The following is a 20,921-nucleotide window of genomic DNA, read 5'->3' as shown; positions in this document are numbered from 1 at the left end:
AAGCCGCTTACTGTCTTCCGCTTGCTCATCGACCGCTTACGCAAAAGGCTTCCCATGCACGAATACGTCAACTGGCTGCGCCATGCCTCGCCCTACATCAACGCCCACCGCGACCGCACCTTCGTGGTCATGCTGCCCGGCGACGGCGTCGCCCACCCGAATTTCGGCAATATCGTCCACGACCTGGTTCTGCTGCACAGTCTCGGCGTACGCCTGGTGCTGGTACACGGTTCGCGCCCGCAGATCGAAGCGCGTCTTGCTCAGCGCGGGCTGACGCCGCGCTTTCACCAGGACCTGCGCGTCACCGACGCGGCAACCCTGGAGTGCGTAATCGACGCGGTCGGCCAATTGCGCATCGCCATCGAAGCGCGCCTGTCCATGGACATGGCCGCCTCGCCGATGCAGGGCGCGCGCTTACGTGTCACCGGCGGCAATTTCGTCACCGCACGGCCCATCGGCGTCGTCGAGGGCGTCGACTACCAACACACCGGCGAAGTGCGACGCATCGACCGCAAGGGCATCAATCGCCAACTCGACGAACGCAGCATCGTGCTGCTGTCGTCGCTGGGCTATTCGCCCACCGGGGAAATCTTCAACCTGGCGTGTGAGGACGTCGCCACTCGCGCAGCCATTGATCTGGAAGCCGACAAGCTGCTGCTGTTCGGAGCCGAACGCGGCTTGCTCGACGAACAGGGCACGCTGGTGCGTGAACTGCGCCCACAGCAGATTCCGGCCCACCTCAAGCGCCTGGGTAACAGCTATCAGGCCGAGCTGCTGGATGCGGCCGCCCAGGCCTGTCGCGGTGGTATCAAGCGCAGTCATATAGTCAGTTACGCCGAAGACGGCGCGCTGCTCAACGAACTGTTCACCCGTGAAGGGGGCGGCACCTTGGTGGCCCAGGAACAGTTCGAGGCGGTGCGCGAAGCAAGCATCGCCGACGTTGGCGGCCTATTGGAATTGATTCGCCCGCTGGAAGAACAGGGCATCCTGGTGCGCCGCTCACGGGAGATGCTGGAGCGCGAGATCGAACAATTCAGCATCGTCGAGCGCGAAGGCCTGATCATTGCCTGCGCGGCGCTTTATCCCATACCGGACTCGGACTGGGGCGAACTGGCGTGCCTGGCCGTGCATCCCGATTACCGCCACGGCCAGCGCGGCGACGTGCTGATGGAACGCATCGAGAAACGCGCCCGTGCGTTGGGGTTGAAGACCCTTTTCGTGCTTACCACCCGCACTGCCCACTGGTTCCAGGAGCGCGGTTTCAAACCCAGCGGCGTCGAACGCCTGCCGGCGGCCCGCGCTTCGCTATACAACTTTCAGCGCAACTCGAAAGTGTTTGAAAAAGGGCTTTAAAAGCAGCGGCCAGCATCAAGCCCGAGGCGTGACAGGGCACTCGGCTTTAACACGCTGCTCGACGCCATACCCATCGCCTTAATGCGCTGGGTATCGCTTCGCTCAACGCCAAGGCGAGGCTTATTCCAACGCCATCCATTCCTCGCTCAGGGCGCGCGCGTGACGGTCCACGGTAGTGGGCGCAAAAGGCCGACCGGAAGCGCTGACCAACGCACTGCTCTGGCTGTTCATGTCGAGCAGGGCAACGCGCAGGTACTGCCAGCGTGCCTGGATCTTGGTCAGCTTCGGATTATCCTCGGCCAACCCCTGCATTTCCTGATCAATGAACGGCACCAGCTTGCGTTCATCCTGCCCAAGATAGGTATCCGGCTGTTCGCGAGCGATCTCGAAATTACCAAAATAGGCGCGGCTGAGGTATTGCACGGCGAGGTATTCGACCTTGGCCGCCACCTCGGTGGGCGAGGCGGAAGGATGCGTGCGCAGGGCACTGAGGAAATCGCGCAGCGCACGGGCCAGTTCTTCCGGATAGCGCCAGGGCATGCTGTCTTCCCCTGGGCCGAACGCCACGCCACGGCGCAACTCTTCGATCAATTGCAGGTGCAGGCGGTACAGCGTCTCGTCGGACTGCAGCGCCTGCATGGCCCGTTGCAAAGCCTGGATGTCATCCTCCAGCCGCAGCTGATGGTCTTTCTGAAATCCTTCGCCACGCAGCAGTAACAGACTGCCGGTAGCCCGCGTGGCCTGGATCTGAACAGTTTCCACCGGCGTCAAAGCAGCAAACGCCAGAGGCGGCGCCATCATCAACAGGCCCAGAAAAAGAGCCGCCAGGCGGCGCAGTGAAACCACGAACGTTGGCATGGGATGCTCCTTTTTTTATTGTTGTGAGCCGTCAGCCCAGTGGCTTGGAATGACGTGGTCCCCAGCTTAGCGCTCGCCGTAACGAAAAGAGTCAGTCGAAAAGATGATTTGTGACCGGCTTGGCCTGGCGCTCTCACATGACGCCATGCAGGCGCCTTGTAGGGGGGATGTCGCTTTTTTTACATCCACCTTGGGCACCGACAGGTGGACAACTAACAGCGGTTGTCCACCCTACATGCCTCTACGTCAGGGATGCAGCGGCACACCGGCCTTGGGTTTGAAGTACAGCGTCTGGCCACGGCTCAAATCAACCAGGCTGTCGTGGTCCTTGGCCACTTCGGCTTCGATCGGCTCTTCCTGCCCAGAGAGCTTCAAGGTCACCCGGGTAATGGCGCCGAGCGGACGTATGTCGCGCACTTCGCCGGCGAGGAAATCGCTCAGCTGGCTACGGGACAGGTCCACTTCGTGGGGGCGGAACAGCACGTGGTGCTCGGTGCCGACATACAGGCGGTTGGCGTCGCCCAAGAAGTGGTAGACGAAATCGCTGGCCGGATGCTCGTAGACCTCGGCCGGCGAGCCGATCTGCTCGATCACGCCCTTGTTCATCACCACGATGCGGTCGGCCACTTCCATGGCTTCCTCCTGATCGTGGGTGACGAAAACGCTGGTCAAGTTGATGTCCTCATGCAGGCGCGCCAGCCAGCGACGCAGCTCCTTGCGTACCTTGGCATCCAACGCACCGAAGGGCTCGTCAAGCAGCAGGATCTTCGGCTGCACCGCCAGGGCACGGGCCAGGGCGATGCGCTGGCGCTGGCCGCCAGACAGCTGCTCCGGGTAACGGTCGCCGAGCCAGTCCAGCTGCACCATCTCCAGCAATTCCTTGACCCGCGAGGCGATCGTGGCCTCATCCGGGCGCTCGCGCTTGGGCTTCATGCGCAGGCCGAAGGCGACATTGTCGAAGATGGTCATGTGACGGAACAGCGCGTAGTGCTGGAACACGAAACCAACGTTGCGGTCGCGCACGTCGCGGGTCGACACGTCTTCGCCGTGGAACACGATGGAGCCGGTGTCCGGGGTTTCCAGGCCGGCGATAATGCGCAGCAGGGTGGTCTTGCCGCAGCCGGACGGGCCGAGCAGGGCAACCAGCTCGCCGCTGTGGATATCCAGGTTGATGTCGTTCAATGCGCGGAAGGCGCCGAACTGCTTGTGGACGTTGCGGATTTCAATGCTCACAGGTTTTATTCCTCCGCGCCGCTGTGGCGTTGGCGGTTGATTCGCGATTCGCTCCACTGCTTGAGCAGCAGGATGATCAGGGCTAGGGCCAGCAGCAGGCTGGCCACGCTGAACGCCGCGACGTGGTTGTATTCGTTGTAGAGAATTTCGACATGCAGCGGCAGGGTGTTGGTAACCCCGCGGATATGCCCGGACACCACCGACACGGCGCCGAACTCGCCCATCGCACGCGCCGTACAGAGTACCACGCCATAAATCAGCCCCCAGCGGATATTCGGCACCGTGACGTGCCAGAACATCTGCCAGCCGCTGGCGCCAAGCAGACGCGCGGCCTCTTCTTCCTGGGTGCCCTGCTCCTGCATCAGCGGAATCAACTCGCGGGCCACGAAGGGCACGGTGACGAACAGCGTGGCCAGGACAATGCCTGGCACGGCGAAGACGATCTGGATGTCGTGGTCCTGCAACCAGGGGCCGAGCGCGCCTTGAGCGCCAAACAGCAGGACATAGATCAGGCCGGCAATCACCGGCGAAACCGAAAACGGCAAGTCGATCAGCGTGACCAGGATGCTCTTGCCGCGAAACTCATACTTGCTCACGCACCAGGCGGCGGCGACGCCGAACACCAGGTTGAGCGGCACCGAAATGCCCACGGCAATCAGCGTCAGCTTCAGTGCCGCGATGGCGTCGGGCTCGAAGATGGCGTTGAAGAAGGTGCCCAAGCCGTGCTTGAGGCCCTCGCTCAGCACGATGACCAGCGGCAGCAGCAAAAACAGCACGAAGACTGCCCAGGCCGCGCCAATCAGCGTGATGCGACCCCAGTGGCGCGGGGCCGGGCGGTTCAAGACGGTAAGGGGCGCTGCCACGGAAAGACTGCTCATGACGGACTCCTCAATGGGCGCGAATGTAGCGCTGCAGCAGATTGATCAGCAGCAGCAGGATGAAGGCCACCACCAGCATCAGCACGCCAATGGCGGTCGCGGCGGCATAGTCGTACTGGTCGAGCTTGACCATGATCAGCAACGGCAGGATCTCGGTCTTCATCGGCATATTGCCGGCGATGAAAATCACCGAGCCGTACTCGCCGACGCCACGGGCGAAGGCCAGGGCGAAACCGGTCAGCCAGGCCGGAACCAGCGCCGGCACCAGCACGTGACGGAACACCTGGAAGGGTTTGGCGCCCAGGCAACTGGCGGCCTCCTCAACCTCCCTGGGAATGTCGGCCAGCACCGGCTGCAGAGTGCGCACCACGAACGGCAGGGTCACAAAGGTCAGCGCCAGGGTGATGCCCAGCGGGCTGTAGGCGATCTTGAAGCCCAGGCTGGTGGCGAACTGGCCGATCATGCCGTTGGGCGCATACAGCGCCGTGAGCGCAATGCCGGCCACCGCGGTGGGCAGGGCAAAAGGCAAATCGATCAGCGCCTCGATCAGCTTGCGTCCGGTAAAGCTGTAACGCACCAGCACCCAGGCCAGCAGCGTGCCGATGATGCCATTGAGCAGCGCGGCGCCTAAAGCGGTGAGAAAGCTTAGCTTGAGGGCGGCGAGCACGCGCGCGGAACTGATGATGGCGATGAACTGGTCCCAGCTTAGCTCGGTGGTTTTGACGAACAGGGCGCCCAGTGGAATGAGCACAAGGAAGCTCAGGTAAAACAGGGTGTAGCCCAGGGTCAGCCCGAAGCCGGGTATGACGGGAGACGTTCGAATGGACATGGTCAACGTTCGCTCTGGTTGAGCTACAAGCAAGCCACAAGCGGCAAGTACAGGAACCAGATGGGCTCGCTCTTGCCGCGTGAAACCTGTCGCTTGCAGCCGGCGCGCTTAGTACGCCTGGTAGATCTGGTCGAACACGCCGCCATCGTTGAAGAACTTGGGCTGAGTTTCTTTCCAGCCGTTGAAGTCCTTGTCGATAGTGACCAACTCCAGGGCCGGGAACTGCTGACTGAACTCGGCCGCCACCTTGGCGTTACGCGGGCGGTAGAAATTCTTCGCCGCTATGCGCTGACCTTCCTCGCTGTACAGGTAATTCAGGTAGGCGTTGGCCAGTTCGCGGGTGCCGTTGCGCTCGACGTTCTTGTCCACCACGGTCACCGGCGGCTCGGCAAGAATCGACAGCGACGGCACGACGATTTCCAGCGCATCGCCGCCTTCTTCCTTGAGTGCCAGGAAGGCTTCGTTTTCCCAGGCCAGCAGCACATCGCCGATCTTGTTGTTGACGAAGGTGATGGTCGAGCCACGGGCGCCGGTGTCCAGCACGGGCACCTGCTTGTACAGCTGGGCCACGTACTCCTGCGCCTTTTCGTCGCTGCCGTACTGCTTCTTCGCCCAGGCCCAGGCGGCGAGGAAGTTCCAGCGCGCACCGCCGGAGGTCTTCGGATTCGGGGTGATGACTTCCACGCCAGGCTGGACCAGGTCGCCCCAGTCCTTCAGGCCTTTCGGATTGCCCTTGCGCACCAGGAACACAATGGTCGAGGTGTAGGGTGTGCTGGCGTCCGGCAGACGTTCTTGCCAATCTTCCGGAATCAGTTTGCCGAGGCGGTGCAGCTCATCGATGTCGCCAGCCAGGGCCAGGGTCACCACGTCGGCGCGCAGGCCGTCGATCACCGAGCGGGCCTGCTTGCCAGAGCCGCCATGGGACTGCTGGATGCTGACCTTGTCATGGCCCTGGGCTTGCCAGTGTTGGGCGAAGGCGGCGTTAAATTCCTGATACAGCTCACGGGTCGGGTCGTAGGACACGTTGAGCAATTTGTCCGCAGCGAAACTCGGGGCGGCGAACAGGGCGCTGGCCAGGGCGGCGACAGCGAAACGGCGAATGGACATGGTGCAGCTCCTGAAGTTTTCTTTTACGTCTTGGCTATTTTTTGAGGAGGAGTGTCAGCTCCGCATTCGCGGGCGACAGCTGCGGTACCGGTGCGTAGTCATCTGATGGTCTCGATTCATACACGCCCTCCGGTGGTCCAGTCGGGCTTCAGCGTTGGGGTGTTTAGGCAGGCTTGCCCGGTTGATGCTGCAAACGGAATTTTTCCTTGCGCTCGATCTGTACGACTTGGCCGTTGTGCACGGTGATTTCCACTGAGCCAAAGCGCAGATCACGCAGGGCGCTGCGGATTTCACGCAGCAGGGTGGCATCGTCCTGGCCGTCGAGGCTGAGAAGGGTTGCGCTCATGATGGCTCCGAAAGGTCGGCACCCTGACCAGTGGGCCAGGGCGTGGAGCGGAATATAGAGATCACGTGATATTCTGAAAAATACCATTTAAGAATTTTTATATTCTTATATTGCATATATCAATGGCCGCTTGGGATGTGTGCGGGGATAAGTCATCGTGGGTGAACTACTGAGAGGTGAAGTAATTTGGAACAGCCTATGGCGCGAGTGGCGTAAGGCAGTCTCGCCCGCTGCGAGCTGTTGGGATGGATTTGCGCATACTCGGAAAGCCCGCCGTGAGGGATACTCCGGGACGATCCCATGGGACCGGGATAATCGGTATGGTGCCGTACGGTGGTGGAGCGCAGCGATATCCATCGCGTGATTTGGCGCCGAAGCACAGACCATAGGGACGGCATGAAATCAGGCATAAGAAGATAACTTTTTATTCCTTCACCGACATACCAGCTGTCCCTACACTGCCACCCATTCCTTTACGGAGGTGGCTCATGCCCAGTTCCCTCATTCGTTACCTGATCGTCCCCGGCTGGCATGGCTCACCGGTGGATCATTGGCAAAGCCACTGGCAACGCACCTTGCCCAACAGCGCTCGCGTCGAACAGGCCGATTGGCTGACCCCGCGACGCGAGGACTGGGTTGCCCGGCTCAACGCTGCGATTGCTGCTGATGGCTGCCCAACCATTCTGATCGCCCACAGCCTGGGCTGCGTAACGGTGGCGCACTGGGCCGAACAGGCACCACGACATTTACTCGGTCGCGTGCGCGGTGCCTTGCTGGTTGCGCCAGCGGACGTCGAACGGCCCGACTGCCCCGAGCCATTGCGCAATTTCGCTCCACTGCCTCGCCAGACGATGCCGTTCCCTAGCCAGTTGATTGGCTCGGACAACGATCCGGCAGCCACTGCCGCACGTGCGTTGCAGCTCGCCGTCGACTGGGGCGCCGAGGCGAGCATTCTCAGTGGCGTCGGGCATATCAACGTGAAATCCGGGCACCAACGCTGGGAGCAGGGCTTCGCCTGGCTGTATCGCTTGCAGGTACAGATCGACGAGCAGGCACGGCGCCGCGCCTGACTTTTCACAGCCCGCGCGGGTAACCGGTCGCCACAGATTTTGGAGCGGACACCGTTATTGTGACGCCACGAATACGGGTTGTGCGCCCTACAAAGCAGCCGATGTGAAGTCGACCCTACAAGAAAGCCATGCGTTTAGCCGGCCTTGCGAAAGGTCAGGTTGATGCGGTGCGCGCCGAGCACCGCGTGACTCGCGGCCTTCACCGTCAGCACGCCGTGGTAACGCAGGCGATCCACGCCACCCCACACCACCACATCCCCATGCAGCACCGGCACCCGCTGGGTCTTGTCGCTGCGTTTTAGGCCGCCGAACTGAAACACGGCGGGAATGCCCAACGACACGGACACGATCGGCGCGCTGAAATCCCGCTAGTCCTTGTCCTGATGCAGCGAGAGCTTGCTGCCCGGCGCATAGCGATTGATCAGGCAGGCATCGGGCTCAAAGCCGGCAAAGCCCCCCTCGGCCGCAGCGGCTTGCGCCAGGCGCCGGAACACCTCGGGCATTACTGGCCAGGCCAAGCCGGTCAGCGCCTCCACGGGGGCATAGCGATAGCCGTGGCGGTCCGACGTCCAGCCCAACGCGCCGCAATTGGTCATTGCCACCGACATGCTGTAGCCGCCCGGCGCCTGCATATGGCGAAAGGGCGCAGCTGTCTCGATATCAGCCAGCGCTGACAACAAATCGCCGACGTAGGGCAAGGCGAATTCGCGCAACACACAGGCGCTTGGCCCCAGCCATTCGGTGGTCAGAGTGGATTCGGGAAACAGGTCGGGGATGGAGCCCAGTAGAGTGTGAACTTTCATGGACACATGATCCTGCGCAACACGGGGCAAAGGAACACCAAGTGACCAATGGCCGAACGCTTTTGTAGGGGCGAATTCATTCGCCTGGCGCATGACTCCCAGGCCACACAGCCGCCGCGACCAACTCAAAGGCATCAGCTGGGTCGTTCGTCGCACCCCCGCAGGTGCCGGAAAGCCCGATGCCAGGCGAATGAATTCGCCCCTACAAATGCCCCGCCAAAAATAATTCGTCAAAATAATTTAAGTCCTGCTTCAAGTCCGTCGCCCTACCTGTATAGCGGGCAATCGAAGCCAGCTTTCCAAGCCAATTTTTTGATGGAGGCCCACATGGCCATCTCGATTCATACCAACTACGCCGCATCGCTGACCCAGACCAACATGAGCAAGACCAACAGCGCACTGGGCACCAACCAGCAGCGTCTGGGTACCGGTCTGCGCGTGAACAGCGCTGCTGACGATGCCGCTGGCCTGCAAATCGCCACCCGCCTGAACGCCCAAGCCCGTGGCCAGGCCGTTGCCATGCGTAACGCCCAGGACGGTATCTCCCTGCTGCAAACCGCCGAAGGCGCGCTGAACGAATTCACCAACGTTGTGCTGCGCATGAAGGACCTGGCCACCCAGGCCGCCAACGGCACGAACAGCGCCGACGACCTCACCGCCCTGGATGCTGAATACACCGAGCTGAGCGCTGAACTGACGAACATCCTGGCTAACACCAGCTACGGCGCTGACAACAACCTGTTCGCATCGGGTACCGGCAAACTGGTTCAAGCGCTGACCCTGCAAATCGGCTCGTCCTCCGCTGAAACACTGGACATTGACGTCAGTGGTGATATTAACGCTATTGACGTCACTACCCTCTCGACCGACATTACCGCCTCTGGCGCCGCGAAGGGCGAGATTGATAAGCTGAACACTCTGCTGACCGATGTCGGCGCGGCACGCGGTGCCATGGGTGCCAACATCAACCGCCTGAACCACACCATCAACAACCTGGCCAACATGGCGGACAACACCAACACCGCCAAGGGCCGCATCATGGACACCGACTTCGCCGCCGAAAGCGCGACGATGGCCAAGAACAACATGCTCATGCAGTCCGGCATCGCCATGCTCAAGCAGACCAGCCAGATGCCGAGCCTGGCTCTGTCTCTGCTGGGCTAAGCCCTGCCGCCTTTTCACCCGGGGACGCCCGGGTGAAATCGCTCAAAAAACCCGCTTCGGCGGGTTTTTTGTTTTGTTTAAACACACATAAACACCGTACCCCGGCGTAAAAACTGACACCCATCTTGTGTGGGAGGCCCGCCCTCGGGCCGAAGCTGTTACCGAGCACAGCCGCGTGTTCCGGCCATGACCCGTCTTCGCGGCGAGGTCGCCGCTCCCACAGTGAAACTCCGTGCTGGCCACCTATCTTGTGTGGGAGGCTCGACCTCGGGCCGAAGCTGTTACCGAGCAATGAATTCGCCCCCTGCCATCGGCAGCGGAAATAGATCTTCCCGTGGCGACAGAAAATGGGAACGATCCTTGCTATCACCTCTATGCCTTCACCTTGGCATCACTTTTTTGACGCACGTCCCATTACACCTTTAGTGACCTTTGCCCATGAACAGTCAAGCCCTCCAGCACGCCGTAGTCGACAGCCCCTGGTCTGCCGATTCCTTCACGCTGCGCACAGGCCGGAGCGCCTGCCGCGCCCTGTTCCAGCCGCAGCAATACCAGTTGCGCCTGCAGCCCGAGCAAGGCGACACCGAACGTGTCGACCTGGGTTTCGCCGGCAGCCGGGTGTTGGAGCGCCTGCTGCAGACTCCCGGCGAGGTGGTAACCCGCGAGGAGCTGCTCGGCTACGCCTGGGCCGACCGCGTGGTCAGCCAGGGCAGTTTGAACCAGCAGATCTATGTGCTGCGGCAGATTCTCGGCGACGAAAAAGGCCGGCAGATCATCCAGACCCTGCCGCGTCGGGGGTATTTGTTCAACCCGGACTATATCGAGGTCGAGCAGGTATTACCGGCTTCTTCCGCCGAGACGCCCGCTACGGTTCAGGCCTCACTGGACTGCAACACGAGCAACACCCGCCGCAAACTGCCGAGCTGGTGGCGACTGGTAGCACTGCTTGGCTTCACCCCCTTGCTCGCCACCTGTGCGGCCAATCTGCCAGGACTGTGACGTCTTAAGCCGTACGATGCCATTGCTGTGACGGGCGAATTCATTGGCTTTGTCCAGCTGTTGCAAGGGGCGTTACCCAAGCGTTCTATTCACCGACCTTACAACTGGTGTAAGGCGGTGACGCTCGTTGCAGGCGGGTTGGCTGTGTCATGGCGCACGTTCCTCCCGCAACTTGCGCCGGGCGTGGCCGCCCGACGAATTTCATGCCCGCATAACTCACCGCTTAGGCACGTTTCTGGCAGCTTGCATCAGCAGTCCTGCGCCCCTAACGATGTCGGGCCCTTACAGCCGCTTGGCGAGGGCGGCCTCCCACAGAGGTTCAGTGTGGGAGTTGCGACCTCGCGACGAAGACGATGGCACGGCTTAAACGCAAGCCCACCCAAACAAAAGGGCGGAAGGCAGGAGTTCTCCCTGCCGCGGGCTGCGCGGGTAACTGCGTATCAGATGGCTCCTGCGCTCCGGCGTGGGAATCGAGCTGGTGTCGCTCCGCGCCCCTTCTGAGGCGCAGCCCGATCACTTACTCCACCCAGAGCGTGTCAGCCTCTTTTTTGTTCAGCACGCTAACAGGAGCGGGCTGTACAACCTTCTCTGGCACCTTCAAACGCGTGCCGTCCTGGGTGTAATGCAGCTGCGGGTAGCTTTCGCCGAACAGGTCGCGGTACAGCCCTTCGGATTTTTCCGTCAGCAGCAACAGTTCAATGCGTCGGTTGGCGCCGTCGCGCGGATTGTCTGCGCGCAGCGGCATGACGTCGGCCAAGGCCGAGACTTGCAGCACCTGCGTCGCCTGCAGGCCGGCATTGACCATCACGTTTCGCGCCAGCAGCGCGCGATCCCCGGACAGGTTCCAGTTGTTGTAGGTAGCGCTCTTGCGGTACTGCGTTGCGTCGGTGTGGCCGCTGATGATCAGGCGGTTTTCGACCTTGGCCAGCATGTGCGCCAGGCTGGTCAGCAAACGCTGGAAATGCGGATTGAGCCGCGCGCTGCCGCGCTCGAACATGAAGCGCTGCTGGTCGTCCTTGATCAGAATGCGCAGCCCTTGCGGCACCACGATGACTTCGAGGTTGGACAGCGCATCCACTTCACCAGACAGCTCCTCGATCAGATCCGCCAACTGCTCCAGATCTTCGCGGGTGTTGTACTGCCTGATATCTTGCGGCTCGGGCTGGATCTCGCGCACGCTGCCGTCCAGGTCGATCGGCAGCTCGCTGATGTTGTCGAACATATTGGCACCGACCATGCCTTCCATCAGCGGGTTGCTGACCGGGTCGTCGGCGCTGAGGGGCGAAGACGTCTTACTTGGATTGATGATCCACAACACCATGAACAGCGCCATCATCGCCAGGGTAAAGTCAGCAAAGGCGACCTTCCAGGCACCACTGTGAGCGCCTTCGTGACCCTTCTTACGACGCCGCTTGATAACAATCTCGCGATCCTTATCGCCCTTCCTTCTCAAGCTGCTCATGCTGCGTCCCGCTCTTCCTCATAGCGGTTGACCCAGGATTCGAGCAGGCTGAACGCCGGCTTGACGTCCTGCTCGATCAGTTTGCGACCGGCGTCCACCGACAATAGCGTCGGCTTACCGGCCACATGGGCGACCAGCGTGGTGCGCACACATTCCAGAGCCGACAATTCGGTGCGGATGCGTTGCGACATGGCCGTGGCCAGCGGCTGCATTACGCAGTAGCAGAAGAAGATGCCAAGGAAGGTGCCGACCAGCGCAGCAGCGACACTGGCACCGATTTCCGCAACCGAGCCGCCAATATTACCCATGGTGATGATGATGCCCATGATTGCGGCGAGAATACCGAAGCCGGGCATCGCTTCGCCGACCTGATTGAGCGAGCGCGACGGCAGCAGCAGGGTTTCCTCCATGGCTTCCAGTTCCTGGTCGAGAAAACCTTCCAGTTCGTGGGCACTGATCTTGCCCATCGCCATCAGGCGGAAGTTGTCGGCAATGAAGGCCATCAGGTTGGGTTCGGCGAGGATGAGTGGGTATTTGGCAAACAGCTCGCTCTTCTCCGGCTCCTCGATGTGCTCATCGAGCACCTTGAGGCCGCCGATTTCGACCATTTCCAGCAACTCATAGAGGAGCATCAGCAGTTGACGCTGGAATTCTTCCCCGCGCCGTTTGTAGACCACCACACCCTTGATCTGCTTGAGCATTTCGATCAGCACTTCCTTGGGATTACCCACGATCAGGCTGCCCAGGGCGGCGCCGACGATGATGAGCAATTCTGCAGGCTGCCAGAGCATGGCCAGGTTGCCGTTGGCCAGGGCATAACCACCCAGTACACACGCGACAATGAGGAGAGATCCGAAAATTTTCTGCATAACGGCTCGACTAATTAGGCTCGGTTAAAAAGACACAGGCCCGTTTGACGGCCTGCTTGATCAGCTGGCAAATCCGTGCATCGCTGAGGTCCAGCACCAGCGCGATCTCCTTGAGACTGAGGTCGTGCTGGTAGTACAGGGTCAACACCAACTGTTCGCGCTCGGACAGCCGGCCCAGCACCTGGGCCAACAGGCGTTCCTGATGCACGCGCTGCTCGAACCCCTCGGTGACATTGGCGTTCGGTTCATGGCCGTCCTGCAGCAACGCATCGAGGCTTTCGATCGCTTCGCCGGACTGGTCCAGCAAATACGCGTGGTAGGCGTCTTCATCCACGCCGAGGTGCGTACGGATTTCCTCATCGCTCGGCTCACGCCCTAGCTGGCGCGCCAGGGCACGCACGCCATCGCGCATCTTGTGGCTCTGCTGACGCACTTGCCGTGGCCGCCAGTCCTGGCGACGTAACTCATCGAGGATCGCACCGCGAATGCGCAGGCTGGCAAAGCGACCAAATGCCTCATCCGGCTCGCCATAACGACGCAGGCTGTCGAGCAGGCCGAGCAGGCCGATCTGCTCCATGTCTTCGCGATCCAGCGTCGAACTGGCCTGCAGTGCCAGCTGGCTGACAATGCGCTTGACCAGCGGCAGATAACGCAATAGCCAGCGCTGCTCGTCCTGCGGAGCGAACAGCGGCGGGGCGCTATGCCCAGGGTAGGCTGTCTCGACGACGCAGGGGCTGTTCATGATTATTGCGCGAGCATCTTGCTGACCAACACGTGCTCGAACGGTGCCTTGAGCTGGCGTGCGGCAAAATCATCAAACAGGGTCTGCTCGATCAGCGCCTGCAGTTCGATAATGGACATCTTGCGCAGTGTCTCGTAACGCATGCCTGACAATTCGGCGACCACCGAATTGCGCACCACCGGCACCAACGGTGGCAGAAGCTTGCTGTCGACCTTGGCGCTGATCTGCAACGCCAGGTCAATCACCACGTAATGTTCACGTTTGGCCCCGCGCACACCAATGATGATTTTCTCGATGGGCAGAAACTGGTAGGCCGACAGCTCGCTCAGCTCCCGCAACTGTTGGGCGGAATCACCATCGGCCGCGTGCAGCTCACCCGTAAACGGGCGCTGAGTCATAAAAAAAGCCGCCAACGCTGTACCCACCACAATGATGTTGAGTACCAGCAGCACGACGATAACGCGGGATGACCTCATACTTTCTCTCTTACGAATTTCTGGAGTGCGCGTCAGACCGTAACCAGCACATCGGAGGTATCACGCTGGCGGGTGTCGTCCCCGCTTGGCTCCAGGACGTTGTCCCGTACCGCGTTCTCCGCGTAGCGCAGTGGCTCCTGGCGTGACTGCTGACCCGACTGACTGTCGGCACCGACCTGGACGTTGACCTGAACAAAATGCTGCGTGAGCAGCTCCTGGCGCAGACGGTCACTGGTTTGCTGCAGCAATCTAAGGGTATCGGCCTGTCCCGCATTGATTTGAATGGTGATGCGGCCCACCTCTTGACTGACCACGATTTCCAGCTTGCCCAGCTCCGGCGGGTCCAGGCGAATGGTGGCGCGTTGCGCCTTTTGTTGTATCTGCATATCGACGCTGTCACGCAGTGCATGCAGCATCTGCTCGCCACGCTGGGCGTCCGAGCCTTGTAGTTTGAGGGTTCGCTCCGGCAGTGCGCTAACCGCTGCCGGTAGCTGACTGGCCTGACCGGAGAGCACCGCTGACGTCTCGCCCTCGGCCGCTTTGCCCCCGGCCATATCCACGGTCGTGCCGATAGCATTGCCGGTATTGAGCGGTGCGGCCTCGGCGCGCGCAGCGCCGGCGAGTGTTTCACTGCGCACTTCAACCGGGGCTGGCAAGACGGGTGCCTTGCCGTCGACGATATGTGGCTGCGTCAGGCGATCACCCGGCAGCCCTGGCAGGGATTGCGCCGCGCGATCCGCCAACACAGCGCTCTGGCTTGTCGCTGGCTGGGCCTGAACCTGTTGCTGTTGCTGGGCCAGCAGGCTGCCCAGCAGGGCTTCGATCTGCTCGAGGCCAGCTTCACCTTCAGGGGCCACCAAAGTCGGCTCCACTGCGCCAGACTCGACCGGCTCCAGCTCGGCCGGTACATCCACTAATTCAGGCAGAAGCTCAGCGCTGGCATGCAGCTCCGTCGCAAATTCAGGGGCGTTGTTGGCTACATCCTGCGATGCGGTTCCTACAACTGCGGCAGATGCGGACTCGGCAGCGGCGGGCAAGATGGCAGAGTTCGCCTGCTGGACAGGTCCGGCCAGATTAATACTCACAGCTGTATTCACCGCAGACTCTCCACCCAGGCATAAGCACTTCGGCCATCTGCGGGTTGTTCGTGACTGTCCAACAGCACCCGCAGGCGCTGACATTCTTCCTGGCAGCGCTGGCGCGCCAGACCGTGCAAGTGCTGAACATCCCGGCACGCGGCCAGCAGTTCGGCGCTGGGCTCGTCACCCTGCTTGCGCAGGCTCAGCAGGATGTCGCGCAGCGAGCGATCAATTTCGCGGATAGCGTCCCAGTCATCGAGATGCAGCACCCGCTCGAGTTGCACCTTGAGATTGTGCAGACGCTGCAGCTCATTGGCGGGCGGCACGCACGCCCTCCCACCCTTCGCGCAACGTGCCGAGCAGGTTTACCACTTCGTCCAGACCTTCCAGCGACAACGTCACGCTGACATCGGCCAGGCGGTAGATGCAGTAGTCGTACAACCGCGCCAGACCGGCAACCAGTTCGCCGCCGTTTTCATAGTCCAGGGAACTGGACAGCCCGTTGAGAATATTGATGCTCTTCTCGATCGAGCGGCCTTTCTCTTGGTAGCGCTTACCTTCGATGTGACCACGGGTGCGTGCCAGCTCGTCGAGCAGACCGTCGAACAGCACCAGCACCAGTTCGTAGGGCGAAGCCGCAGCGGCCTTCGACTCGAGATCGACCATGCGATAACTGTTGTAGCTGTCTTCGTAGTGGTAGGTCATGGGGCCTCAATCGTTAGGATCATTTCTTCTCGGCGCTGGCGAAGTCGAAGTACAGGCTGGAGGTCTGCTCCAGCGTCGACATGATCTGCATCATGCTGGTGTACTGCTTGAGATAGCGTTGATAGAGATTTTCGTACTGGGTATCGACCCGCTCGTACTCGACATCGGCTCGTTTCATGGAGTCGCTGATGCTGTCCTTGCGCGTTTTCAAGATGCCGTTGACGCTGCTGGTGTAAACCGCCAGGCCGCTTTTGGTATCCAGCAAGGAGTCGAGCAAGCCTTTTGTGGCTCCATCGCCCTTGAAAATGGCGTCCAGGGCTTCAGGCTTGCTGGCCAGCATCTTGTCGAAGCGCTCGCCATTCAGTTCGAGACTGCCGTCGCGCTTGCCGGTGATACCCAGCGACACCAGTGACTCGCCGCCGAAATCCTTGCGAATCAGGTTGTCCACCATGCTCTTGAGGCCGCGGGTCATACCGTCGGCGGCCAGCACCCCGCGTTCGGATTCTTCCGAACCGCTGGCAGTCAGGCTCTTAATGGTGGACATCAGGCTATTGTAGGCATCGACGAACTCCTGAACCTTGGCCTTGGTGGCGCTTGGGTCTTGAGCGATGTCGACAGTCAGCGGCGCATCGCCGGTTGTGTGTGCCTTGGTAAAAGTCAGACTGACATCGTCGGCAATGTTCGTGAAGGTATTGCTACTGTTGGTCAGTTTGATGCCGCTGGCATCGGCGCCCAGATAAATTTCAGCGTCTTGTGCTTTGGACAGCTCTTTGGTCTTTGAGAGAGCCTTGATAGTGAGGTCCGTCGGCGCTCCGACCTCTTCAAATGTGATTTTGTTGGCAGCCCCGGTCTCTTCGCTGCTCAGCATCAATGTCTTGACCCCGTTCGCCGTTACCAACGAGGCACGAACGCCTTTGTTCTGGTCGGAGTCATTGATGGCCTTGGCTATCTTCTCCAGCGCATCGCTACCGTCTGCCGCGATTCCTAGAGTGGAAAGGTCGACCTCAATGCTGTTGCCACCTTGTTTGACGAGGAATGTGCCCGCATTACCGAAATCACTGCCGCTGACATTTTCAAATGCCAGCTGGTGTGCACTTGCGAGCTTATCGACGTAAAACTGATAGCTGCCGGCCTGCGCCTTGCCGCCCACGGTGGCCGTAGCGTAATCCGAGCTGCTCAGCGTGGCCTTGTTTTGCATCATCGAACTGGTGCTGCCGGCGCCTTTCAAGCCACTGAGCTTGGTTTGAAAGGTGCTCAGGGCGGAACTCAAGGTATTGAGCGCCGTCTGCTGGGCCTGGTAGTTCTTTTTATTGCGGTCCAGGCGGCTGTAGCTGGTCTGGGTATCGAAACCCGCCAGCTGAGTGGCCATGTTGTACGCGTAGTTACTGTCAAAAGTCGTCATGTCTGGTACCCCTTGATAGATGGGAGGCAATTCCGATGCCAAAACGCCATGCTGTATAAAATTGGCCGTAGCGCCGTTCGCAGCTGAAACTCCGCTTCCGCGCGGAGCACCTAATACCCCGGCGCGCGCTCGATGCGGAAACACCGCTTCCGCATTCCAGCTGGCGGTGGATTTGATAGACACAGGCGACCGAAACGCCTTAGGGCTTAAGCGCCAAGGTTCTGACGCTAATAAATGAGGGGACCGCAGCCTCTAGAGACAGTGCTCGAGTACAACCCGCAAGGAGGCGCACACCAAAGCTTTATCGGCCACAGCCCTGGAATCGTGCCCGATACGGCCAGGACAACCCGATCGACATAGACTCAGCAGCCTGCGAACCCCATCAAGGCGCTCGCGGCGTCTTGCAGCGAAAATACGCAACGTCCCATACGCCGCCAGCGCGCTTGCGCCAGCCCCTCGGCCGACTTTCACCCGAACCTGGAGCTCCGGCATGCCGCCATCCGTTAACGTTCGCAAACCCCGCGCCAGCAGTCAGGCGCGCATCGCTGCCATTCACAACGCCGCCCGGGCCCAACTGGCCGATTGCGGCGTGAGCGGATTGACGATCTATGGGGTGGCCGAGCGCGCCCAGATTCCGCCTTCTTCGGTGTACCACTTCTTTCCCAGCGTACCGGCATTGCTGCAGTCGCTGGCAGGTCAAGTCCATGCAGCCTTTCGCGCCACACTGACCGTGCCGGTTGAGCATGCATCGCTGCTGACTTGGCAGGATTTAGCGCGTCTGGTTGAACAGCGCATGCTGTGCATCTATGCCGACGACCCCGCCGCCCGCCAACTGATACTGGCCCAGCATGGTCAGGCAGAAGTGACCCAGGCCGACCTGCAGCACGACCTAGAATTGGGCCGGTTGATGCACGCGCTGTTCGACCGGCACTTTGCCCTACCACCGCTGCCCGAGGACCTGGATGTCTTCGCGCTGGCCATGGAACTGGCCGATCGCGTTTATGCCCGCTCGGTACAACAACACGGCGAAGTCATCCCCCGCTGGCGGGAAGAAGGCGCCCGAGTCTTTGTCGCCTACCTGGGTCTGTACCTACCACCCTGCTTGATCAAGCGGACTGAACCCCTCGAAAACGGATTCATATCGGCAGCTCTCGAGAACACGCCCTAGGATCTTGCGTTAGCGCGCTTCATTTATCGATTTATATCGGCTATACATCCGCATAAGCCCAAGTGGGCCACACTGTTATCGCCGACGGCGAGATCCCATCCGAGTATCTCCACGGATGGGCTGCTGCCCGCTACAAAGACCGCATCGGTGGGTTAACCCACCCTACGGAAGGAAGACCGATGATCACTCTGACCACCAGCCCTCGCGCCGACGGCTTTCGCATGCCCGCCGAATGGGAAACACACCAGCAGACGTGGATGATCTGGCCCGAGCGCCCCGACAATTGGCGCCTCGGCGGCCAGCCAGCACAGGCCGCGTTCGCAGCCGTGGCACGTGCCATTGCCGAATTCGAGCCGGTCAGTGTAGGTGTTTCTGCCGGCCAATACGCCAATGCCCGCCTGCAGCTGGAACACGCCAACATCCGCGTTGTAGAACTCAGCAGTGACGATGCCTGGGTACGCGATACTGGGCCAACGTTCGTGTGCAATGCCCAAGGCGACGTGCGCGGTGTGCATTGGGATTTCAACGCCTGGGGCGGCTTCAATGGCGGTCTGTATGCACCCTGGGACCGCGACCAACAGGTCGCCAAGAAGATTTTGCAGATTGAGCGCCAGGACCGTTACCGCACTGGCGACTTCGTGCTGGAAGGTGGCGCCATTCACGTTGATGGTCAGGGCACACTGATCACCACCGAAGAATGCCTGCTCAACCCGAACCGCAACCCTCACCTGAACCGTACTCAGATCGAGACGCTGCTCAGCGAGCATCTGGCAGTCGACAAGATCATCTGGTTGCCGGAAGGCCTGTACAACGACGAAACCGATGGGCACGTCGACAATTTTTGCTGCTTCGTGCGCCCCGGCGAGGTGCTGCTGGCCTGGACCGACGATGCGCAGGATCCTAACTATCCACGCTGTCGCACCGCCTGGGATGTACTCAAAGACACGCTTGATGCCCAAGGACGTGCACTGACGGTCCACAAGATACCGATCCCCGGCCCCATTTATGCCACTGAAGAGGAATGCGCCGGTGTCCAGACGGTTACGGGCAGCCAGCCGCGCGACCCGTCGATCCGCCTGGCCGGTTCCTATGTGAACTTTCTGATCGTCAACGGTGGGATCATCGCTCCAAGCTTTGATGACCCAATGGATGTGCAAGCTGAAACCATCCTGCAGCGCTTATTCCCTGAGCGCCGAGTGGTGATGGTGCCTGGGCGGGAAATCCTACTCGGCGGGGGCAATATCCATTGCATCACCCAGCAGCAGCCGGCGCCGCAGAATCAGTAGAGAGCATTCATAAGCGAGGGCGCCAGGCTATGGCGCCTGCTGGATCAGGACAGCAGGCTGACCACACTGTAACGGGTCAGGTTGGCTTGGCTGACGACGACCTGGGCCTGGCTGACATAATTGACCGGCCCACGATGCATGACCTTGTTCAGTGCTTCGACGTAGGTTTGCGCCCACTGGCGCTCATCATCTTGCAGGTGTTCGGCTAGGAATAGGCGTATATCCGACTCCCGCTCGCGGATCTGTTCACGCAGTTGGGTGACCCGGTCCAAGGCACTGACCACGCTGTCGAGGATCTGGCGCATTTCGCGCACTGACTCCAGGGCAGATTCGCTTGGCAGACCGAGCAGACCATCTTCGGCGCTTTCCACTCGCGCATAGTGGCCCTTGGCAAACAGCTTGCCCTCACCCTGCACCGCCAGCTCGTCGCGCAGCGCAGTCCAGTCGCTTTCACGGGCGGAGAATTTCAGCGAGCCGTCCGGATCGATTTCCGCGCGCAGTCCCGCCTGGTTGAGGGGCAAGTTGAAACGGCGCAAGGTTTGCTCGACGCTCATACCGTCATCGAGGACCACCGCCAAAGGTTCGCTGAGCTGGCGCCCGGCGCTGAATACTAGGGTTTCCTGGCCCGAGGCGCGCACCTGCTCGATGTTTTCCAGCCCCTGCAGGCTGAAGCGAATGCGCACCGGCTCATTCAGTTTCAGCTGGAAACTGGCATCGAGCACATTGCCGGTGTTACGGCTGCGCTGGTCGAGGATTGCGTTAACCTTCTGCAGCGCTTCGCGCGCTTGCTGACGGCTAACTGACTGGCTGGAGGCCGCGCTGACCTCGGCGCTCAACTTGAGCTTGAGCTGACTGAGCCGGCTCTGCACTTCATTCAGGTAGCTGTTGGCCGACTGGATGGAAGACAACTGCTGGTTGAGTTGCAGGCTGTAGGTGCTGCTCTGGCGTGGCGCCCGCTCGCTGGTGCGAGTTTCGCGCTGGACAGGCTGCGCGCGGCTCTGACGTTGTACGGGGACACCCTTGAGGTCCGCCGTGCGACGATCCAGGTCGAACGGCGTGACGGCTGGCAGTTGTTTATCGACAACCTTCATA

The 20,921-nt window shown here is 60.8% G+C and carries 21 protein-coding genes and 1 pseudogene; 6 read left to right on the top strand and 16 right to left on the bottom strand.

The features are described from left to right. Positions 1-54: 54 nt before the first annotated feature. Positions 55-1,353, top strand: a complete 1,299-nt coding sequence (gene argA / locus H9642_RS06725; protein WP_251835650.1) for an amino-acid N-acetyltransferase — start codon at positions 55-57, stop codon at positions 1,351-1,353. 120 nt (positions 1,354-1,473) lie between these two features. On the opposite strand, the gene H9642_RS06720 is transcribed toward argA, so the two are convergent. The 6 genes from H9642_RS06720 to oscA all read right to left on the bottom strand — a co-directional run bounded on the left by H9642_RS06720 (position 1,474) and on the right by oscA (position 6,604). Next, positions 1,474-2,211 carry a hypothetical protein gene (locus H9642_RS06720; protein WP_251835649.1) on the bottom strand — a complete coding sequence of 246 codons (738 nt, stop codon included), beginning with the start codon at positions 2,209-2,211 and terminating at the stop codon, positions 1,474-1,476. Between the two features lie 246 nt (positions 2,212-2,457). Then, a complete protein-coding gene (locus tag H9642_RS06715; protein ID WP_251835648.1) occupies positions 2,458-3,444 on the bottom strand; it encodes a sulfate/molybdate ABC transporter ATP-binding protein in 987 nt (328 codons plus the stop codon). Between the two features lie 5 nt (positions 3,445-3,449). After that, positions 3,450-4,322 carry a sulfate ABC transporter permease subunit CysW gene (cysW, locus tag H9642_RS06710; RefSeq protein WP_251835647.1) on the bottom strand — a complete coding sequence of 291 codons (873 nt, stop codon included), beginning with the start codon at positions 4,320-4,322 and terminating at the stop codon, positions 3,450-3,452. Positions 4,323-4,332: 10 nt separating this feature from the next. Further along, a complete protein-coding gene (gene cysT, locus H9642_RS06705) occupies positions 4,333-5,151 on the bottom strand; it encodes a sulfate ABC transporter permease subunit CysT (RefSeq protein WP_251835646.1) in 819 nt (272 codons plus the stop codon). 108 nt (positions 5,152-5,259) lie between these two features. Then, on the bottom strand, positions 5,260-6,258 hold the full coding sequence (locus tag H9642_RS06700; RefSeq protein WP_251835645.1) for a sulfate ABC transporter substrate-binding protein: 999 nt from the start codon (positions 6,256-6,258) through the stop codon (positions 5,260-5,262). 163 nt (positions 6,259-6,421) lie between these two features. Next, entirely contained in the window at positions 6,422-6,604 is a 183-nt protein-coding gene (gene oscA / locus H9642_RS06695) for a sulfur starvation response protein OscA (RefSeq protein ID WP_251835644.1), read from the bottom strand. Positions 6,605-7,092: 488 nt separating this feature from the next. Here oscA and H9642_RS06690 point away from each other — a divergent pair, with 488 nt between their 5' ends. Next, positions 7,093-7,674, top strand: a complete 582-nt coding sequence (locus H9642_RS06690) for an RBBP9/YdeN family alpha/beta hydrolase (RefSeq protein ID WP_251835643.1) — start codon at positions 7,093-7,095, stop codon at positions 7,672-7,674. Positions 7,675-7,808: 134 nt separating this feature from the next. Here the strand turns inward: H9642_RS06690 and alkB are convergent. Beyond that, positions 7,809-8,477, bottom strand: a pseudogene (gene alkB / locus H9642_RS06685) (DNA oxidative demethylase AlkB). A 327-nt stretch (positions 8,478-8,804) separates the two neighbouring features. Between alkB and lafA the strand changes: the two are divergent. Both lafA and H9642_RS06675 read left to right on the top strand, forming a co-directional pair. Beyond that, positions 8,805-9,641, top strand: coding sequence for a lateral flagellin LafA (gene lafA / locus H9642_RS06680; RefSeq protein ID WP_251835642.1), 837 nt, complete (start codon positions 8,805-8,807; stop codon positions 9,639-9,641). A gap of 438 nt (positions 9,642-10,079) precedes the next feature. Next, positions 10,080-10,640, top strand: a complete 561-nt coding sequence (locus H9642_RS06675) for a winged helix-turn-helix domain-containing protein (RefSeq protein WP_433962677.1) — start codon at positions 10,080-10,082, stop codon at positions 10,638-10,640. Positions 10,641-11,157: 517 nt separating this feature from the next. On the opposite strand, the gene H9642_RS06670 is transcribed toward H9642_RS06675, so the two are convergent. Genes H9642_RS06670 through fliD form a run of 8 tightly spaced genes read right to left on the bottom strand, consistent with a single transcriptional unit; the run spans position 11,158 to position 17,558 of the window. Beyond that, a complete protein-coding gene (locus tag H9642_RS06670) occupies positions 11,158-12,102 on the bottom strand; it encodes an OmpA family protein (RefSeq protein ID WP_251835641.1) in 945 nt (314 codons plus the stop codon). Further along, entirely contained in the window at positions 12,099-12,971 is an 873-nt protein-coding gene (gene motA / locus H9642_RS06665; protein WP_251835640.1) for a flagellar motor stator protein MotA, read from the bottom strand. Before motA ends, H9642_RS06670 begins: the two co-directional genes overlap by 4 nt. 10 nt (positions 12,972-12,981) lie before the next feature. Continuing rightward, positions 12,982-13,713 (bottom strand): FliA/WhiG family RNA polymerase sigma factor, encoded by a 732-nt coding sequence (locus H9642_RS06660; RefSeq protein ID WP_251835639.1) that lies wholly within the window; start codon positions 13,711-13,713, stop codon positions 12,982-12,984. A 2-nt stretch (positions 13,714-13,715) separates the two neighbouring features. Beyond that, positions 13,716-14,189, bottom strand: coding sequence for a flagellar basal body-associated FliL family protein (locus H9642_RS06655; RefSeq protein WP_251835638.1), 474 nt, complete (start codon positions 14,187-14,189; stop codon positions 13,716-13,718). A gap of 32 nt (positions 14,190-14,221) precedes the next feature. After that, on the bottom strand, positions 14,222-15,274 hold the full coding sequence (locus H9642_RS06650; RefSeq protein ID WP_251835637.1) for a flagellar hook-length control protein FliK: 1,053 nt from the start codon (positions 15,272-15,274) through the stop codon (positions 14,222-14,224). 8 nt (positions 15,275-15,282) lie between these two features. Further along, on the bottom strand, positions 15,283-15,594 hold the full coding sequence (locus H9642_RS06645) for a hypothetical protein (protein ID WP_251835636.1): 312 nt from the start codon (positions 15,592-15,594) through the stop codon (positions 15,283-15,285). Beyond that, positions 15,578-15,973: a flagellar export chaperone FliS gene (fliS, locus tag H9642_RS06640; protein WP_251835635.1), complete on the bottom strand. Its 396-nt coding sequence runs from the start codon at positions 15,971-15,973 to the stop codon at positions 15,578-15,580. Before fliS ends, H9642_RS06645 begins: the two co-directional genes overlap by 17 nt. Before the next feature lie 19 nt (positions 15,974-15,992). Continuing rightward, complete coding sequence (gene fliD / locus H9642_RS06635) at positions 15,993-17,558, bottom strand: flagellar filament capping protein FliD (RefSeq protein ID WP_251835634.1); 1,566 nt, start codon at positions 17,556-17,558, stop codon at positions 15,993-15,995. A gap of 307 nt (positions 17,559-17,865) precedes the next feature. Here fliD and H9642_RS06630 point away from each other — a divergent pair, with 307 nt between their 5' ends. Continuing rightward, positions 17,866-18,543 (top strand): TetR/AcrR family transcriptional regulator, encoded by a 678-nt coding sequence (locus H9642_RS06630; RefSeq protein ID WP_251835633.1) that lies wholly within the window; start codon positions 17,866-17,868, stop codon positions 18,541-18,543. A 179-nt stretch (positions 18,544-18,722) separates the two neighbouring features. Beyond that, the gene (gene aguA, locus H9642_RS06625) at positions 18,723-19,829 is read left to right on the top strand and encodes an agmatine deiminase (protein ID WP_251835632.1); all 1,107 of its coding nucleotides are present in this window, start codon (positions 18,723-18,725) and stop codon (positions 19,827-19,829) included. A gap of 44 nt (positions 19,830-19,873) precedes the next feature. Here the strand turns inward: aguA and H9642_RS06620 are convergent, their stop codons facing one another. Then, on the bottom strand, positions 19,874-20,920 hold the full coding sequence (locus H9642_RS06620) for a hypothetical protein (RefSeq protein ID WP_251835631.1): 1,047 nt from the start codon (positions 20,918-20,920) through the stop codon (positions 19,874-19,876). Position 20,921 lies beyond the last annotated feature (1 nt).

Source organism: Serpens gallinarum, assembly GCF_014836765.1.
In the GTDB taxonomy this organism is placed as follows: Bacteria; Pseudomonadota; Gammaproteobacteria; order Pseudomonadales; family Pseudomonadaceae; genus Serpens; species Serpens gallinarum.
Note: the sequence above shows the minus strand (reverse complement) of the source record. Positions and strands in the feature narration are given on the sequence as shown.

Coding starts and splice junctions, on each gene's coding strand:
- argA (WP_251835650.1), top strand. CDS start 55: ATGCACGAATACGTCAACTGGCTGCGCCATGCCTCGCCCTACATCAAC.
- H9642_RS06720 (WP_251835649.1), bottom strand. CDS start 2,211: ATGCCAACGTTCGTGGTTTCACTGCGCCGCCTGGCGGCTCTTTTTCTG.
- cysW (WP_251835647.1), bottom strand. CDS start 4,322: ATGAGCAGTCTTTCCGTGGCAGCGCCCCTTACCGTCTTGAACCGCCCG.
- cysT (WP_251835646.1), bottom strand. CDS start 5,151: ATGTCCATTCGAACGTCTCCCGTCATACCCGGCTTCGGGCTGACCCTG.
- H9642_RS06700 (WP_251835645.1), bottom strand. CDS start 6,258: ATGTCCATTCGCCGTTTCGCTGTCGCCGCCCTGGCCAGCGCCCTGTTC.
- oscA (WP_251835644.1), bottom strand. CDS start 6,604: ATGAGCGCAACCCTTCTCAGCCTCGACGGCCAGGACGATGCCACCCTG.
- H9642_RS06690 (WP_251835643.1), top strand. CDS start 7,093: ATGCCCAGTTCCCTCATTCGTTACCTGATCGTCCCCGGCTGGCATGGC.
- lafA (WP_251835642.1), top strand. CDS start 8,805: ATGGCCATCTCGATTCATACCAACTACGCCGCATCGCTGACCCAGACC.
- H9642_RS06675 (WP_433962677.1), top strand. CDS start 10,080: ATGAACAGTCAAGCCCTCCAGCACGCCGTAGTCGACAGCCCCTGGTCT.
- H9642_RS06670 (WP_251835641.1), bottom strand. CDS start 12,102: ATGAGCAGCTTGAGAAGGAAGGGCGATAAGGATCGCGAGATTGTTATC.
- motA (WP_251835640.1), bottom strand. CDS start 12,971: ATGCAGAAAATTTTCGGATCTCTCCTCATTGTCGCGTGTGTACTGGGT.
- H9642_RS06660 (WP_251835639.1), bottom strand. CDS start 13,713: ATGAACAGCCCCTGCGTCGTCGAGACAGCCTACCCTGGGCATAGCGCC.
- H9642_RS06655 (WP_251835638.1), bottom strand. CDS start 14,189: ATGAGGTCATCCCGCGTTATCGTCGTGCTGCTGGTACTCAACATCATT.
- fliS (WP_251835635.1), bottom strand. CDS start 15,973: ATGACCTACCACTACGAAGACAGCTACAACAGTTATCGCATGGTCGAT.
- H9642_RS06630 (WP_251835633.1), top strand. CDS start 17,866: ATGCCGCCATCCGTTAACGTTCGCAAACCCCGCGCCAGCAGTCAGGCG.
- aguA (WP_251835632.1), top strand. CDS start 18,723: ATGATCACTCTGACCACCAGCCCTCGCGCCGACGGCTTTCGCATGCCC.
- H9642_RS06620 (WP_251835631.1), bottom strand. CDS start 20,920: ATGAAGGTTGTCGATAAACAACTGCCAGCCGTCACGCCGTTCGACCTG.